This is a genomic window from Aeromonas sp. 602658 (assembly GCF_049173005.1).
Taxonomy (GTDB): domain Bacteria; phylum Pseudomonadota; class Gammaproteobacteria; order Enterobacterales; family Aeromonadaceae; genus Aeromonas; species Aeromonas veronii_A.
On record NZ_JAAKRF010000003.1, the window covers coordinates 162,488 to 176,692 of the forward strand.

Consider the following 14,205-nt stretch of genomic DNA (forward strand, 5'->3'; position numbering starts at 1 on the left):
ATGGACGAAACAACAGAAAGCGCGGACGCAGCACCGGACGATAGAGCGCAGGCTGCAGGTGTCAGCCTGCCCCGTCAGTCAATCGGGAGCGTTAAATCCGTGTGAAAACGTGGATGAGCGTCCGCCAGCCGGGTGAGCTAGTCGCCGTGACAGAAACGATATTGCAGGTGGCGACAGCGCAGCAGCCGTCGGTGCAAATAACCGAAGTAGACGGGGAGCTGCCTGACATAGAGAAGAGGGAGAACCAGTAGCAGACCGCAGAGCAGGCCGAGGATATCGTGCTGGAACCAGGCCAGCACCATCTGATAGCGCTCGGAATGAGTGGCCCCTTCGAGTCGCCGCCCCAGCTCGAAGCCGAGTCGCCACTGGGAGGCAGGAGGAAGGCCGACACTGTTGACCAATCCCGGATCGGATTGCTCATGCAACTGCATCGAGACCTTCTGCCTGACCGACGCCTGATGAGGTGTTGCAGTGACCCCTACCGCAGCGAAAGCGGCAAACCATAGCAGGCTGGCGATAGCGAGGACCATCGCCCAGGTCGATAGTCGGCCAAAAGGCAGCAAAGAGTCAGTCCCGTTCAAACAACAAAATGATGCGGGGATGAATGTATCACAACGCCTCTTTTTCTTGAATTTGAAACCGTACTAACTGACGTAAAACGATACTAAAAACCCTCTTTCTAAGAAAGCCAGCAATTAAATACCAACATAACAAGGCGGTAGAGTCACCCCCGGGCCCACAGTAAAACGGCCACCCGAGGGTGGCCGTTGTCAGCGATCAGAGCAGCAATGCTACCTGCTCAGAGACCGGCCGCCTCCAGATGCTCCACCAGCAGCTGCACACTGCGGTTGCCGCGCCACTCGTTGACGTCAAGCCGGTAGACAAGCCGCACCCGCTTGACCGAGGCATCGGGCCAGCGCTTGAGATCGACGCCGAAGGCGATGGCATCCACCGCGTGGCCAGAATCGGTAGTCAGCATCATCTTGAGGTGCTTCTCCCCCACCAGCCGCTGCTGCACCAGCACGAATTCGCCGTCAAACAGCGGCTCGGGGAAGGCCTGACCCCAGGGGCCGGAGGCGCGAATAAGCTCCGCCAACTCGAGAGTGAGCTCGTCCGGCAGCAGCTCGCCATCGGTGAGCAGCACCCCGGTCAAGAGCTCCGGCGTCACCAGCTCGCTGATGACCGCCTCAAAGGCCCGCCCGAACGCTTCGATATTGGCCTTGGGCAGGGTCAGCCCCGCCGCCATGGCGTGGCCGCCAAACTTGCCCATCAGCCCCGGGTGGCGGGTGTCGAGCAGTTCCAGCGCATCGCGCAGATGCACCCCGGGGATGGAGCGGCCAGAGCCCTTGAGCTCGCTCTCGCTGCTCTCGGCAAACGCGATGACCGGGCGGTAGTACTTCTCCTTCACCTTGGAGGCCACCAGCCCCACCACCCCCTGATGCCACTCGTTGCGGTGCAGCACTATGCCCGACGGCACCTCGCCATCGTGAAACCGGATCTGCTCCAGGGTAGCGAGGGCCTCCTGCTGCATCCCCTGCTCGATCTCCTTGCGCTCCTGATTGAGGCTGTCCATCTCGGCCGCAAGCTGGCGCGCCAGCTTGAGATCATCGCAAAGCAGACAGGCGACCCCGAGGGACATGTCATCGAGGCGCCCTACCGCATTGAGGCGTGGCCCCAGTGCAAAACCAAGGTCGGAGGCAGTGAGGCGACGACCATCGCGGCCCGACACATCCACCAGCGCCTGAATGCCGGGGCGACAGCGCCCGGCCCGGATCCGCTGCAACCCCTGATGGACCAGGATGCGGTTGTTGCCATCGAGGGCCACCACGTCGGCGACCGTGCCGAGGGCCACCAGATCGAGGTAATCCGCCACATTGGGGGCGCGTAGCCCTTGCCGTTCGTACCAGCCAAGCTGACGCAGATGGGTGTTGAGGGCCGCCATCAGATAGAAGGCCACCCCCACCCCGGCCAGGGACTTGGAGGGAAAATCGCAACCGCGCTGATTCGGGTTGACGATGGCATCGGCATCAGGCAGCTCCTGACCCGGCAAATGGTGATCGGTAACCAGTACATGCATCCCGGCCGCCTTGGCCGCCGCCACCCCGGCGATGCTGGAGATGCCGTTATCCACCGTGATCAGGAACTCGGCGCCGCGGGCCACCGCCAGCTCGACGATCTCGGGGGTGAGGCCATAACCGAACTCGAAGCGGTTGGGCACCAGAAAATCGATATGGCGCCCCCCCATGGCGCGCAGGGCCAGCACGCACAGGGCCGAGCTGGTGGCGCCGTCGCAGTCGAAGTCGCCGACGATAAGGATCCGTTTTTGCGCCGTCAGCGCCTCCGCCAGCAGCGGCACCGCACGCTCCATCCCATAGAGGCGCTGGGGAGGCAGCAACTGGCTGGCGCTGCGCTCGAGCAGAGCGGGATCCTCTACGCCACGGCTGGCGAAGATTTGACGAAGCAGGGGGTGCAGGGTGGCGGGGAGATGGGAATCATCAACTCGCGGACGACGACGGATTTGCAGGGGCATCAATGTGATCCAGTATCTTGAGCAGTTGTTCCGGGCTCTGGTAGCCCCTTACCAGATCTCCATCAGAGGAGACCCAGGCAGGCAGTACCTTGACCCCCAACCACTGGCTCAGGCCAATATTCTCGATAAGGGTCTCACTACATTCCTTTTGAGGCAAATAGGCTTTGAAGGGATCATTCTGTAGCAGGGGATCCTGGCACCAGTGGGAAGCCTGTCCTGCATGTTCAATCACGGGGTAGAGCTCGACACTGACCCCGGACGCCTGCAGATGTTGCAGCGTGCCGGACAGCTGGCGACGAGCGGCATCCTGCTCACCGAAAAAGAGCGCAACCCGATGACGCTCATTACTGGCCTGGAGAACGACCGGTGTATGGGTCACCTGGGACAAGCCCAGTCGACGCTGCTCGCGCATGCCCGAGATGGTGAGATTCTTCATGTTATGAGTCATATCCAGCATGACCCCCTGCACCACATAGTTCCCCTTGGCATCGCTGTAGAGCACCCCTTGCGAAGTGCCCAGCATATAGAGCCCGGGAATGGGGGTCTGTTCCACCAGATAAACAGAGACCCCTAACCGGGCGGTAATGGTCTGTTTCAAGGTTTGGGTATCCATCCCCGCTCTGGCAGCAAATGTGCACAAAAGCATCATTCCCAGTAGTAAATACTTCACTTGTTTACTCACGCGGTATGAATGAATCGACCCAGCAAACTACAGCAGCACAGCTCATCATTCAATCAGCTACTTATCAAAAAATTAATATCACTTTGTACCAAAAAAAAGGTTCCCCCCGATTGCCAAGGACTCATAACGCCCGCAAGCTAGTCAGGACGACAGGAACAACGCGGCTTAGCCTCTGTTTTTCCTGACAAGAGTTCGCCCTTTGGCAAGGGTAATCAACGCGCTATCTTGTTTAATTTCGGAGGAAATAATGAGTCTGATTCAAGAGTTCAAAGCCTTTGCCGCCCGCGGCAACGTCATCGATATGGCGGTCGGTATCATCATTGGTGCCGCCTTCGGCAAAATTGTCTCCTCTTTTGTCGGTGACGTGATCATGCCGCCCATCGGCCTGATCCTGGGCGGCGTGGACTTCAGCGACCTGGCGGTCACCCTGAAGGCCGCTGAAGGTGCAACACCCGCCGTGGTCATCGCCTATGGCAAGTTCATTCAGACCATCATCGACTTTCTGATCATCTCTTTTGCCATCTTTATGGGACTGAAGGCCATCAACACCCTCAAGAAAAAGCAGGAAGAAGAAGCCGCCGCTCCGGCAGGCCCGACCAAGGATCAGGAGCTGCTGACCGAGATCCGTGATCTGCTGAAATCCCAGCAAGGGAAATAAGCGCCATCTCCTGTCGTGTAGAGATAAAAAAACCGCCTGCTGGCGGTTTTTTGTTTTTGGGAGGACAGCCACTCAAGCTCTGGGGTGATGCTCCCCGTGCAGCGCCTTGAGTCGCTCGTTGGCCACATGGGTGTAGATCTGGGTAGTGGAGAGATCCGCATGGCCCAGCAGCATCTGTACCACTCGCAGGTCGGCGCCGTGGTTGAGCAGATGGGTGGCAAAGGCGTGGCGCAAGGTATGGGGGGAGAGCTCGCCATTAATCCCGGCCCGCAGGGAATAGAGTTTGATGCGATGCCAGAAGGTCTGGCGGGTCATCATACGGGCCTGCTTGGAGGGAAACACCACATCCGAGCTGGTGCCCCCCAGCAGCAGGGTGCGGGCCTCGCGGTAGTAACGCTCCAGCCAGTGCATCGCCTCCTCGCCCATCGGCACCAACCGCTCCTTGTTACCCTTGCCAATAACCCGCACCAAGCCCTGCCGCAGGCTGATATGCTCGGCGGTGAGCCCCACCAGCTCGGAAACCCGCAGCCCGGTGGCGTAGAGCAGCTCCAGCATTGCCTTGTCCCGCAACTCCAGCGGGTCATCCACCAGCGGCGCACTCAGCAACGCATCCACCTCCGTTTCGCTTAAATCTGAGGGGAGTTTTTTCGGCAGCTTGGGCCCCTCCAGCAGCACGGTCGGATCATCGCTGCGCAGCTTCTCACGGTTGAGATACTGATAGAAACGGCGCAGGGCCGACAGGAAGCGGGCGGTGCTGCTGGCCGCAAACTGGTGATCGACCCGCCAGGCGAGGTAGTGCTGGATCTCGTCCATCCCCGCCAGCAGCAGCGAGCTCCCCTGCTCGTCGAGCCAGAGGGAGAACTTCTCCAGATCGCTGCGATAGGAGCTGACCGTGTTGTCAGACAATCCCCGCTCCAGCCAGAGGGCGTCGAGAAAGGGTTCAATCAGGGGATGGGGGTCGGGTTTGCTCATGGTGCGCTGCAATCAGGGGATCGATGGCCCATTGTAACGCGCCAACTCCTTGGAAAGACAAGGCACTTTCATTGGAAAGATAAGGCACGTTTGCCACGCACCTTGCCGGGCGGTGAAGGTCGAATGGCAATCTGCTAGACTGGCGCCCTCCCCTTACGTTACCCATCGTGTTGCCAACATGGCGCAGCCCACACGAGCATGCGAGAACGCGCCAAAAGCAAGCGAGAAAGCGCCAACAGAGAGTAGAGCGATGAAGATTGGTCTGTTTTACGGTTCCACCACCTGCTACACCGAGATGGCTGCCGAGAAGATCCGCGCCCTCATCGGCCCCGAGCTGGTGGATATTCACAATATCAAGGATGTCTCCCTGCGCCGGATGGAGGATTACGAGATCCTGATCCTCGGCATATCCACTTGGGATTTTGGCGAACTGCAGGAGGACTGGGAGTCCCGCTGGGAAGATATCGCCGATCTCCATCTGGAGGGACGCATCGTGGCCCTGTTTGGCCTCGGCGATCAGCTCGGTTATGGCGAATGGTTCCAGGACGCCCTCGGCATGCTGCACGATCAGCTGGTGCCAAAAGGGGTCAAGCTGGTGGGCTACTGGCCCAACGAAGGGTACGAATTCGATGCCTCCAAGGCACTGATCGACGATGGCCGTCACTTCGTCGGGCTGGCGCTGGACGATGCCAACCAATATGACCAGACCGATCCGCGCATCGAGCAGTGGGTCGAGCAGATCCTGAGCGAAATCCACGCCCTGCTCTGACCTTTCCCACGTTTTGGCAAAACGACCCTGAGCGCCTGGCCCTGGCCGCCGGGCGCAGTTATCGCACCGATTTTCTCAATCGGTATCATCGCATGACGCTATAGCGACTTTTTTGTGCTGGTCTGCAACAATGGACTCGACATCCCATAACAATCAGAGCCGGATGTCGGAAGCAAACGGACAGACCAGAAAAGGATATTCTATGACTCCATTCTCCCTGTTGGCCCCCGCCATCGCCCGTGACGTGCTCGATCACGCGCTGGCGCTGGGTGCCGATTTTGCCGAGCTGTTTGTGGAGCGCAAGCGCCGCAGCCAGCTCAGCCTGCTCTCCAGCCAGATAGAGAACATCAGCGGCGGCCTCGATTTCGGTATCGGCGTGCGCCTCTGTTACGGCCACAAGGTGCTCTACGGCTACACCAATCTGGCCAGCCGCGACGAGCTGCTGCGCATTGTCACCCTGCTGGCGGCCAAAGACCGCCGCGACCCCGTGGTGACCGCCACCGCCTTCGATTTCACCCGCCTGAGCGATCGCAACCCGGTGGCGCTGCCCCTGTCGGCAGACAAGCTGCTGGAGCAGAAGATCGCCTATCTGCACGCCATGGATGCAGCGGCCCGCTCCGAGAGCGACAAGGTGAGCCAGTTCTCCGGCAACGTGCTGGGCTGGGAGCAGGAGGTGGAAATCTTCAACAGCGAAGGAGTGCAAGTAGCCGATCGCCGCCACTACAACCGCATCATGGCCCAGACCATCGCCATGGAAGGGAGCGAGCAGAGCGTCGGTTACGAGGCCCCCGGCGCCCTGATGGGGTGGGAGCATGCCGATCGCATCGATCCGCGCGAGCTGGCGCTCACCGCCACCCGTCAGGCACTGGTGAAACTGGGCGCGGCTCCCTGCCCGAGCGGCACCCTGCCGGTCATCATGGAGAACGGATTTGGCGGCGTCATCTTCCACGAGGCGTGCGGTCATCTGCTGGAGACCACCTCAGTGGCCAAGAAGGCATCGGTGTTCCACGACAAGATGGGCCAGCTTATCGCCAATCCGGTGGTCAATGCGGTGGATGAAGGCTTGCAGAGCAACGCCTGGGGCTCCATCAACGTCGATGACGAGGGGATGGCTACCCAGCATACCCAGCTCATCAAGGACGGGGTACTGACCGGCTTTCTGGTGGACAGAATGGGTGCCCTCAAAACAGGCTACGCACGCACCGGCTCCGGGCGGCGCGAATCCTACAAGTACGCCCCCACCTCGCGCATGCGCAACACCTATATCGAGCCGGGCCACCACAGCCTCGACGACATGTTGGCCACGGTAGAGCACGGCATCTACGCCAAGAAGATGGGGGGCGGCTCGGTACAGCCCGGCACCGGCGAGTTCAACTTCAATGTGCAGGAGGCCTACCTCATCGAGCACGGCAAAATCACCAAGCCGCTCAAGTCTGCCACCCTGATCGGCACCGGCCCGCAGGTGCTGAAAGAGATCTCCATGGTGGGCCGCAACCTGGCACTGGCCGCCGGTATGTGCGGCTCGGTCTCGGGCTCGGTGCCCACCTCGGTGGGCCAGCCGGCGCTGAAAGTGGACAATATTCTGGTGGGAGGGAACGCCTGATGAGCCAGCTCGACATGAACCAACTGCTCACCCGCCTGCTCGACAAGGTGGCCGACCTCAACGCCGAGGCAGACATCATCGCCAATCAGGAGAAGGCCTTCTCCCTCAAGGCAGACAAGGGCGAGCTGGGTGAATACAAGGTCACCAGCAGCCAGCAGCTCGGCATTCGCCTGATCAAAGAGGGTCGGGTCGGCATCGCCTACTCGGAATCCCTCGATGAGCTGGCGCTGGATGCAATGCTGCAAGATGCGCTCGATGCCAGCCGCTTTGCCAAGGTGGATCCGGATCAGCGCATCTCGGTGGCCAATAGCCGGATCACCACAGATTGCGCCGAAATCAACCAGCCCGATACCACGCCGGTTGAGGAGAAGATCGCCCTGGCCCTGCGCCTCGAATCTGACATGCTGGCCATGCCCGATGTGAGCGGCGCCCCCTACAACAGCTTCTTTGAAGGGGAGAGCCAGCTCTGGCTCGCCAACAGTCAGGGCACCCTCTGCCAGCACGGCGAGTTTAGCGTCGGCTGCTACACCTCGGCGCTGGTGGAACGGGATGGCCGCCAGTCGATGCACTCGCAGGGGCAGTATGGCCGTCGCTTCGACGAGCTGGATAGCCAGCGACTCATCGAGCAGATCTACGCCATCGCCGATGGACTGCTGCCCGGTGAAGCGGTGCCGAGCGGTCGCTACAGCGTCATCTTCAGCACCAACTGCTTTGCCAGCCTGTTTGGCTGCTTTCAGGGCGTGCTGTCGGGCAAGTGGGCCCAGCAGGGGATCAACCCCTGGCGCAGCAAGGTCGGCCAGAGCGTGGCGTCACGCTGGCTCACTCTGGAGAGCAGGGTCTATATGCCGGGCGGCATGAACATCAAGGCGTTTGATGGCGAGGGGGCGGCCAGCTCGGATCTGCTGCTGATTGGCGAAGGGGAGCTGAAGACCCTGCTCCATAACAGCGCCACCGCCCGCCACTTTGGTGTGGCCAGCAACGGCTCGGCCGCCCGCGGTGCCCGCAGCGCCCTCGATGTGACCGCTCGCCATCTGGTGTTTGGCGCGGGCCCTCACTGTGAAGCGGAGGTGCAGAGCGGCGACTATCTGGAGCTGGTCAAGCTGGACGGTCTGCATTCGGGTGCCGATGCGGTGAGCGGTGACTTCTCCTTTGGCGCGTCGGGCTTCCTCTGCCGCGATGGGGTGCGACTGCAGCCGGTGCGCGGCATCACGGTAGCAGGCAACTTCTACCGCCTGCTGGGCGAGCTGGAAGCGGTCGGCGATACCCTGCACCACAACGACAGCAAGGGCTTCTACGCCCCGCTTATCCGTTTTGGTGGCCTCTCCGTCGCAGGCAAGTAAACGCCCCGACGAAACCTGCAAGCAAGAAAAAGGCGCCTGATGGCGCCTTTTTACTCGTTATCTCGTCCGCCTTGATGGCATGACTCAGGGCGAGAGCGGCTCGCGATGATACTCGGCGCAGCCGCATTCGGGGCAGGTATCGAGCTGCTGGGGATGCAGCACGGTATGGCGCCAGCCACACTGGTCGCACACCATGACCCCGAGCCCCACCCAGTCGCCCGCCTCATAGACCCCCTTGTGCTCCAGCTCGTCGGCCAGCTCCCGCCACTCCACCTGGGCGCGGTCGGTCACATCCGCCAGCCAGGACCAGGCGGTGTCTTTCAAGGCCAACATAAAGGCAGACTCTTCCACCTGCGCACTATCGTCATGGCGCCCCTCGTCATAGTTGCCCAGATCCCGCTTCACGTACTCGGCGATGAGCGCCAGTTCGTCCTGAGTGAGGTCACTTGCTGCCTCCAGATAGGCCTGCACCTTGGCAATCATCCGGTTGAGGCGCTCCCCCTGGAACTCTTCAGTCTCTTGCCACTGTTTTTGCAGCTCGGCAATGAAGGCTTCGTACCCTTTTTGACGTTTGTCCATGGCTCTAACTCCTCTACTAAACCCTGATCTGGCCCGGCTTAAGGCCCAAGGGACGCTGGCGGTTGTTGCCGCCGCAGGATATGGGTATTCTATTGCGATTTCCCAGCTGATTTATCTATTCATTTCACAGATCCGGATGTCACCAATGCAAGAGCAATACGTTCCCCAATCAATCGAACCAGCAGTGCAAAAGCACTGGGATGCCAAGAAAACCTTCAAGGCCGTGGAGAAGGTAGACAAGGAGAAGTTCTACTGCCTGTCCATGTTCCCCTATCCGTCTGGTCGACTACACATGGGGCACGTTCGTAACTACACCATAGGTGATGTGATCTCCCGTTATCAACGCCTCAATGGCAAGAACGTGCTGCAACCCATAGGTTGGGATGCATTCGGTCTGCCGGCCGAGAACGCCGCGATCAAAAACAATACCGCGCCGGCGCCCTGGACCTACGAAAACATCGAATACATGAAGAACCAGCTGAAGATGCTGGGTCTGGGTTATGACTGGGATCGTGAAATCGCCACCTGCAAACCGGATTACTACCGCTGGGAGCAGTGGTTCTTCACCAAGCTCTACGAGAAGGGTCTGGTCTACAAGAAGACCTCCTCCGTCAACTGGTGCCCGAACGACATGACAGTGCTGGCCAACGAGCAGGTGGTCGACAACTGCTGCTGGCGCTGTGACACCCCGGTGGAACAGAAAGAGATCCCCCAGTGGTTCATCAAGATCACCGACTACGCCGAAGAGCTGCTCAACGACATCGACAATCTGGAAGGCTGGCCGGAAATGGTCAAGACCATGCAGCGCAACTGGATTGGCCGCTCCGAAGGGGTCAACATCAGCTTTGCCATCGAGGGTCAGGCTGATCAGCTGGAGGTCTACACCACCCGTCCGGACACCTTCATGGGCGTCACCTATGTCGGTATCGCTGCCGGTCACCCGCTGGCGCTGCAAGCAGCCCAGAACAATCCGGAGCTGGCCGCCTTTATCGAAGAGTGCAAGAACACCAAGGTAGCCGAAGCAGAACTGGCCACCATGGAGAAGAAGGGCATGGCCACCGGCCTCTATGCCATTCACCCGCTGGATGGCCGCAAGGTACCGGTCTGGGTCGCCAACTTCGTGCTGATGAACTACGGCACCGGCGCCGTGATGGCGGTTCCGGCCCACGATCAGCGTGACTTCGAATTCGCCACCAAATATGGACTCGACATCAAGGCGGTGATCAAGCCGGTTGATGGCGACGTCGACGTGAGCGAAGCGGCTTACACCGAGAAGGGCGTGCTGTTCAACTCCGGCGAGTTTGACGGTCTCGACTTCCAGGGTGCCTTCGATGCCATCGCCAGCAAGCTGGAAGGGCTCGGCAAGGGCAAGCGCACCGTCAACTACCGTCTGCGTGACTGGGGTGTCTCCCGTCAGCGTTACTGGGGTGCCCCCATCCCGATGCTGACCCTGGCTGACGGCTCCGTGGTGCCGACGCCGGAAGACCAGCTGCCGGTACTGCTGCCGGAAGACGTGGTGATGGACGGTATCCAGAGCCCGATCAAGGCTGACGCCGAGTGGGCCAAGACCACTTACAACGGTCAGGAAGCGTTCCGCGAGACCGATACCTTCGACACCTTTATGGAGTCCTCCTGGTACTACGCGCGCTACTGCTCCCCGGACTACGACAAGGGCATGCTGGATCCGGCTGCTGCCAACCACTGGCTGCCGGTGGATCAGTACATCGGCGGTATCGAGCACGCCTGTATGCACCTGCTCTACGCCCGCTTCTTCCACAAGCTGCTGCGTGACGCGGGTCTGGTCAACAGCGACGAGCCGTTCAAGCGCCTGCTCTGCCAGGGCATGGTGCTGGCCGATGCTTTCTACTACAAAGACGAGAAGGGCGGCAACGTCTGGGTCAGCCCGACCGACGTCAAGGTAGAGCGTGACGAGAAGGGTCGCATCACCAAGGCCATCGACAACGAAGGCCGTGAGGTAATGCACTCCGGCATGACCAAGATGTCCAAGTCCAAGAACAACGGCATCGACCCGCAGCTGATGGTCGAGCGTTACGGCGCCGATACCGTCCGTCTGTTCATGATGTTCGCCTCTCCGGCAGAAATGACGCTGGAGTGGTCCGACTCCGGCGTAGAGGGTGCCCAGCGCTTCCTGCGTCGCCTGTGGCGCGTCACCTTCGAACACGTTTCCGGTGGCGCCGTTGCCGCACTGGATGTAGCGGCTCTCACCAACGAGCAGAAAGCGGTACGCCGTGAACTGCACAAGACCATCGCCAAGGTAAGCGATGACGTGGGTCGCCGTCAGACCTTCAACACCGCCATCGCCGCCATCATGGAGCTGATGAACAATCTGGCCAAGCTCGGCTCCGACGAGCAGGACCGCGCCCTGATGCAGGAAGCGCTGGAAGCCGTGGTGGTCATGCTCTACCCCATCACCCCGCACATCGGCTTCGAGCTGTGGAAGATGCTGGGCAAGGGCGACGACATCGATCACGCAGCCTGGCCGGTGGCCGATGAAGCGGCCATGGTCGAGACCGAGAAGCTGGTGGTGGTACAGATCAACGGCAAGATGCGCGGCAAGCTGACCGTGCCGGCCGAGATCAGCCAGGCCGACGTCGAGAAGCTGGCGATGGCTGATGCCTCGGTACAGAAGTTCACCGACGGTCTGACCGTGCGCAAGGTGATCTATGTACCTGGCAAGCTGCTCAATATTGTCGCTAACTGATCGGCTGCCAACTGATCATTGCCAATCTGTGACAGCAAACGGATGATAACGGCGGGCCCTGCGCCCGCCGCTTTCCCTTAATGCAAAGAGGATTTTCTATGGGCACCATCTTCACCCGCTGGATGGCCATCGTGCTGGCTGGTCTGCTGCTGCAAGGCTGCGGTTTTCACATGCGCGGCACCGGCATTCCGGCCGAGCTGATGACCATGAAGGTCGTGGGCGACAACAAGAGCGACTTCTACCGGATGGTCACCACCCGCCTGAAGGCCTCTGGCGTAACTCTGGCCGACAAGGAGGGTATTCCGGTGCTCACTCTGGGCGGCATAGGCAGCACCAGTCAGGTCGCCTCGGTCAACGCGCTGGGGACGGACACCGAATATGTGCTGGGCTTCACTACCCAGTTCACCATCTCGGCCCCCGGCAAGCCGACCCAAGTCTTCCCCATCAACTTCAACCGCAGCTTCCTCAACAAGCCGGATGCCGCGCTCGCCTCCTCCCGTGAGCAGGAGCAGCTCAACCGCGAGATGCAGGAGCAGGCGGCCAATCAGGTGATCCGGCAGTTGAGCCAGGTCAGCTTCTGATGCGAGTATTTTGATGAGAGTCTACCCGGAACAATTTGGTGACCACCTCAAAGCAGGGCTTCGGCCCTGCTATCTCGTTTTTGGCGACGAGCCCCTGCTGCGACTGGAGGCCATCGATGCCATCCGTCAGGTCGCCCGCAAGCAGGGTTTCGATGAGCGCCACACCTTCGTGGTGGAACAGGGGCTGGACTGGAATCAGGTCTACGATGCCTGTCAGGCCATGAGCCTCTTCTCCGCCCGCCAGATCATCGAGCTGGAGCTGCCCGCCAAGGTGGACAAGGATCTGGCCGCCCGCATCAGCGAAATTGGCAAGCAGCTTCATCCCGACCTGCTGCTGGTGCTGAGCGGCGGTCGCCTCAACCAGACCCAGATGAAAGCAGCCTGGTTCGACAAGCTCTACCAGATTGGCACCTATGTGCCGGTCAACCATCCGGAACCCAAGTTCTTTCCGCGCTGGATGAGTGCCCGTTTTGCGCGTTTCGGCCTCAAGGCGCTGCCGGATGCCATCAACTTCATGTGCCACTCCTACGAGGGCAACCTGCTGGCCGCCAGTCAGGAGATCGAGAAGCTGACCCTGCTCTCGCCGCCCCAGCCCATCAGCGTCACCTATCTGCAAGAGACCATTATCCGCCACGCCCACTTCACCCCGTTCCAGCTGGTCGATACCCTGCTGGAGGGGAAGGTGAACCGGGCCCAGCGCATTCTGGCAGCTCTGCGGGCCGAAGGCACCGAGCCGGGGATGCTGGCCTGGACCCTCTGCCGCGAGCTGGAGCAGCTGACCGAACTGTCGCTGGCGATGCGCAACGGCCAGCCGCTGGGGGAGCACTTCAGCCGCCTGCGCATCTGGCAGAGCCGCCAGCAGCTCATTCAACAGGCGCTGACTCGTCTCCCCTTCGCCAAGTTGCAACAACTATGGCAGCTGATGGCGCAACTGGATGGCGCCCAGCGCCGCTTTGATACCGAACAGGCGTGGCTGATGCTGCAGACCATTGCCCTCGGCTTTCGTGATGGCACCCCGCTGCCGCTGGTGATGGAGAGCAGCCCGTGCTGAAGGCGCCTGTCGGTTTGCTTGGCGGCACCTTCGACCCCATCCATATCGGTCATCTTCGCCCGGCGATCGAGGCGCGCGATGCTCTCGGGCTGGCCGAAATGCGGCTGATCCCGAACCATATCCCGCCCCACCGCGCCAATCCGTTCTGCTCCAGCGAACAGCGTCTCGCCATGGTCAAACTGGCGGCGGCAGAGAACCACCACTTTGTGGTGGATGAGCGGGAGCTGAGACGGGACAAGCCCTCTTACACCATAGATACCCTGATCGAGCTGCGTCATGAACTGCCCGATACGCCGCTCTGTTTTCTGATGGGGATGGATTCCCTGCTGAGCCTGCCAAGCTGGCACCGCTGGCAGGAGCTGCTCGACCATGCCCATCTGGTGGTGAGCGTACGGCCGGGCTGGCAACCGGAGTATCCGGCCGAAGTAGCGCAGCTGCTGGCGCGCCATCACACCACGGATGCCAACGCGCTGCATCAGCGTCTGGCCGGTCATATCTGGCTGGCGGACAACCAGCCCATCGAACTGTCAGCCACCCGACTGCGGGCCTTGCTGGATGCGGGGAAAGACACCCGCTACCTCTTGCCCGAGTCGGTTGCGCACTATATTGATCAACAGGGGCTCTACCGCGCCAACCGCCGCTAGCCCCTGTCGTAATCCCGCCCCGCCCGATGGGAAACGGGAGTGACCATGATATAATCCGCCGCCCTGACGCAAAC

The 14,205-nt window shown here is 60.8% G+C and carries 13 protein-coding genes; 8 read left to right on the forward strand and 5 right to left on the reverse strand.

Annotation, left to right across the window (positions count from 1 at the left end):
* Positions 1-137 precede the first annotated feature (137 nt).
* The 3 genes from G5253_RS05365 to G5253_RS05375 form a co-directional block, all read right to left on the reverse strand.
* Complete coding sequence (locus tag G5253_RS05365) at positions 138-530, reverse strand: hypothetical protein (RefSeq protein WP_421202807.1); 393 nt, start codon at positions 528-530, stop codon at positions 138-140.
* Between the two features lie 269 nt (positions 531-799).
* On the reverse strand, positions 800-2,530 hold the full coding sequence (gene recJ, locus G5253_RS05370) for a single-stranded-DNA-specific exonuclease RecJ (RefSeq protein WP_227342070.1): 1,731 nt from the start codon (positions 2,528-2,530) through the stop codon (positions 800-802).
* Entirely contained in the window at positions 2,496-3,143 is a 648-nt protein-coding gene (locus tag G5253_RS05375) for a disulfide isomerase DsbC N-terminal domain-containing protein (protein ID WP_421172117.1), read from the reverse strand. The genes recJ and G5253_RS05375 overlap by 35 nt, the downstream gene beginning before the upstream one ends.
* A gap of 316 nt (positions 3,144-3,459) precedes the next feature.
* Here G5253_RS05375 and mscL point away from each other — a divergent pair, with 316 nt between their 5' ends.
* Positions 3,460-3,870 (forward strand): large-conductance mechanosensitive channel protein MscL, encoded by a 411-nt coding sequence (gene mscL, locus G5253_RS05380; RefSeq protein ID WP_047438040.1) that lies wholly within the window; start codon positions 3,460-3,462, stop codon positions 3,868-3,870.
* Between the two features lie 72 nt (positions 3,871-3,942).
* Here mscL and xerD read toward each other — a convergent pair whose 3' ends face one another.
* On the reverse strand, positions 3,943-4,842 hold the full coding sequence (xerD, locus tag G5253_RS05385) for a site-specific tyrosine recombinase XerD (RefSeq protein WP_216953023.1): 900 nt from the start codon (positions 4,840-4,842) through the stop codon (positions 3,943-3,945).
* Positions 4,843-5,092: 250 nt separating this feature from the next.
* Here xerD and fldB point away from each other — a divergent pair, with 250 nt between their 5' ends.
* From fldB to G5253_RS05400, 3 genes are all read left to right on the forward strand, one after another.
* Positions 5,093-5,611 carry a flavodoxin FldB gene (gene fldB, locus G5253_RS05390; protein ID WP_005335151.1) on the forward strand — a complete coding sequence of 173 codons (519 nt, stop codon included), beginning with the start codon at positions 5,093-5,095 and terminating at the stop codon, positions 5,609-5,611.
* Positions 5,612-5,813: 202 nt separating this feature from the next.
* The gene (locus G5253_RS05395) at positions 5,814-7,214 is read left to right on the forward strand and encodes a TldD/PmbA family protein (RefSeq protein ID WP_216953022.1); all 1,401 of its coding nucleotides are present in this window, start codon (positions 5,814-5,816) and stop codon (positions 7,212-7,214) included.
* Positions 7,214-8,554, forward strand: coding sequence for a TldD/PmbA family protein (locus G5253_RS05400; protein ID WP_227342069.1), 1,341 nt, complete (start codon positions 7,214-7,216; stop codon positions 8,552-8,554). Before G5253_RS05395 ends, G5253_RS05400 begins: the two co-directional genes overlap by 1 nt.
* Positions 8,555-8,638: 84 nt before the next feature.
* On the opposite strand, the gene G5253_RS05405 is transcribed toward G5253_RS05400, so the two are convergent.
* A complete protein-coding gene (locus G5253_RS05405) occupies positions 8,639-9,133 on the reverse strand; it encodes a zinc ribbon-containing protein (protein WP_005335155.1) in 495 nt (164 codons plus the stop codon).
* 145 nt (positions 9,134-9,278) lie between these two features.
* Here G5253_RS05405 and leuS point away from each other — a divergent pair, with 145 nt between their 5' ends.
* The 4 genes from leuS to nadD all read left to right on the forward strand — a co-directional run bounded on the left by leuS (position 9,279) and on the right by nadD (position 14,131).
* Positions 9,279-11,855: a leucine--tRNA ligase gene (leuS, locus tag G5253_RS05410; protein ID WP_421202812.1), complete on the forward strand. Its 2,577-nt coding sequence runs from the start codon at positions 9,279-9,281 to the stop codon at positions 11,853-11,855.
* A 98-nt stretch (positions 11,856-11,953) separates the two neighbouring features.
* Positions 11,954-12,436, forward strand: a complete 483-nt coding sequence (gene lptE / locus G5253_RS05415; protein ID WP_227342068.1) for an LPS assembly lipoprotein LptE — start codon at positions 11,954-11,956, stop codon at positions 12,434-12,436.
* Positions 12,437-12,449: 13 nt separating this feature from the next.
* Entirely contained in the window at positions 12,450-13,487 is a 1,038-nt protein-coding gene (gene holA / locus G5253_RS05420; protein WP_227342067.1) for a DNA polymerase III subunit delta, read from the forward strand.
* Positions 13,481-14,131, forward strand: a complete 651-nt coding sequence (gene nadD / locus G5253_RS05425; RefSeq protein WP_421172119.1) for a nicotinate-nucleotide adenylyltransferase — start codon at positions 13,481-13,483, stop codon at positions 14,129-14,131. The genes holA and nadD overlap by 7 nt, the downstream gene beginning before the upstream one ends.
* The last annotated feature ends 74 nt before the right edge of the window (positions 14,132-14,205 follow it).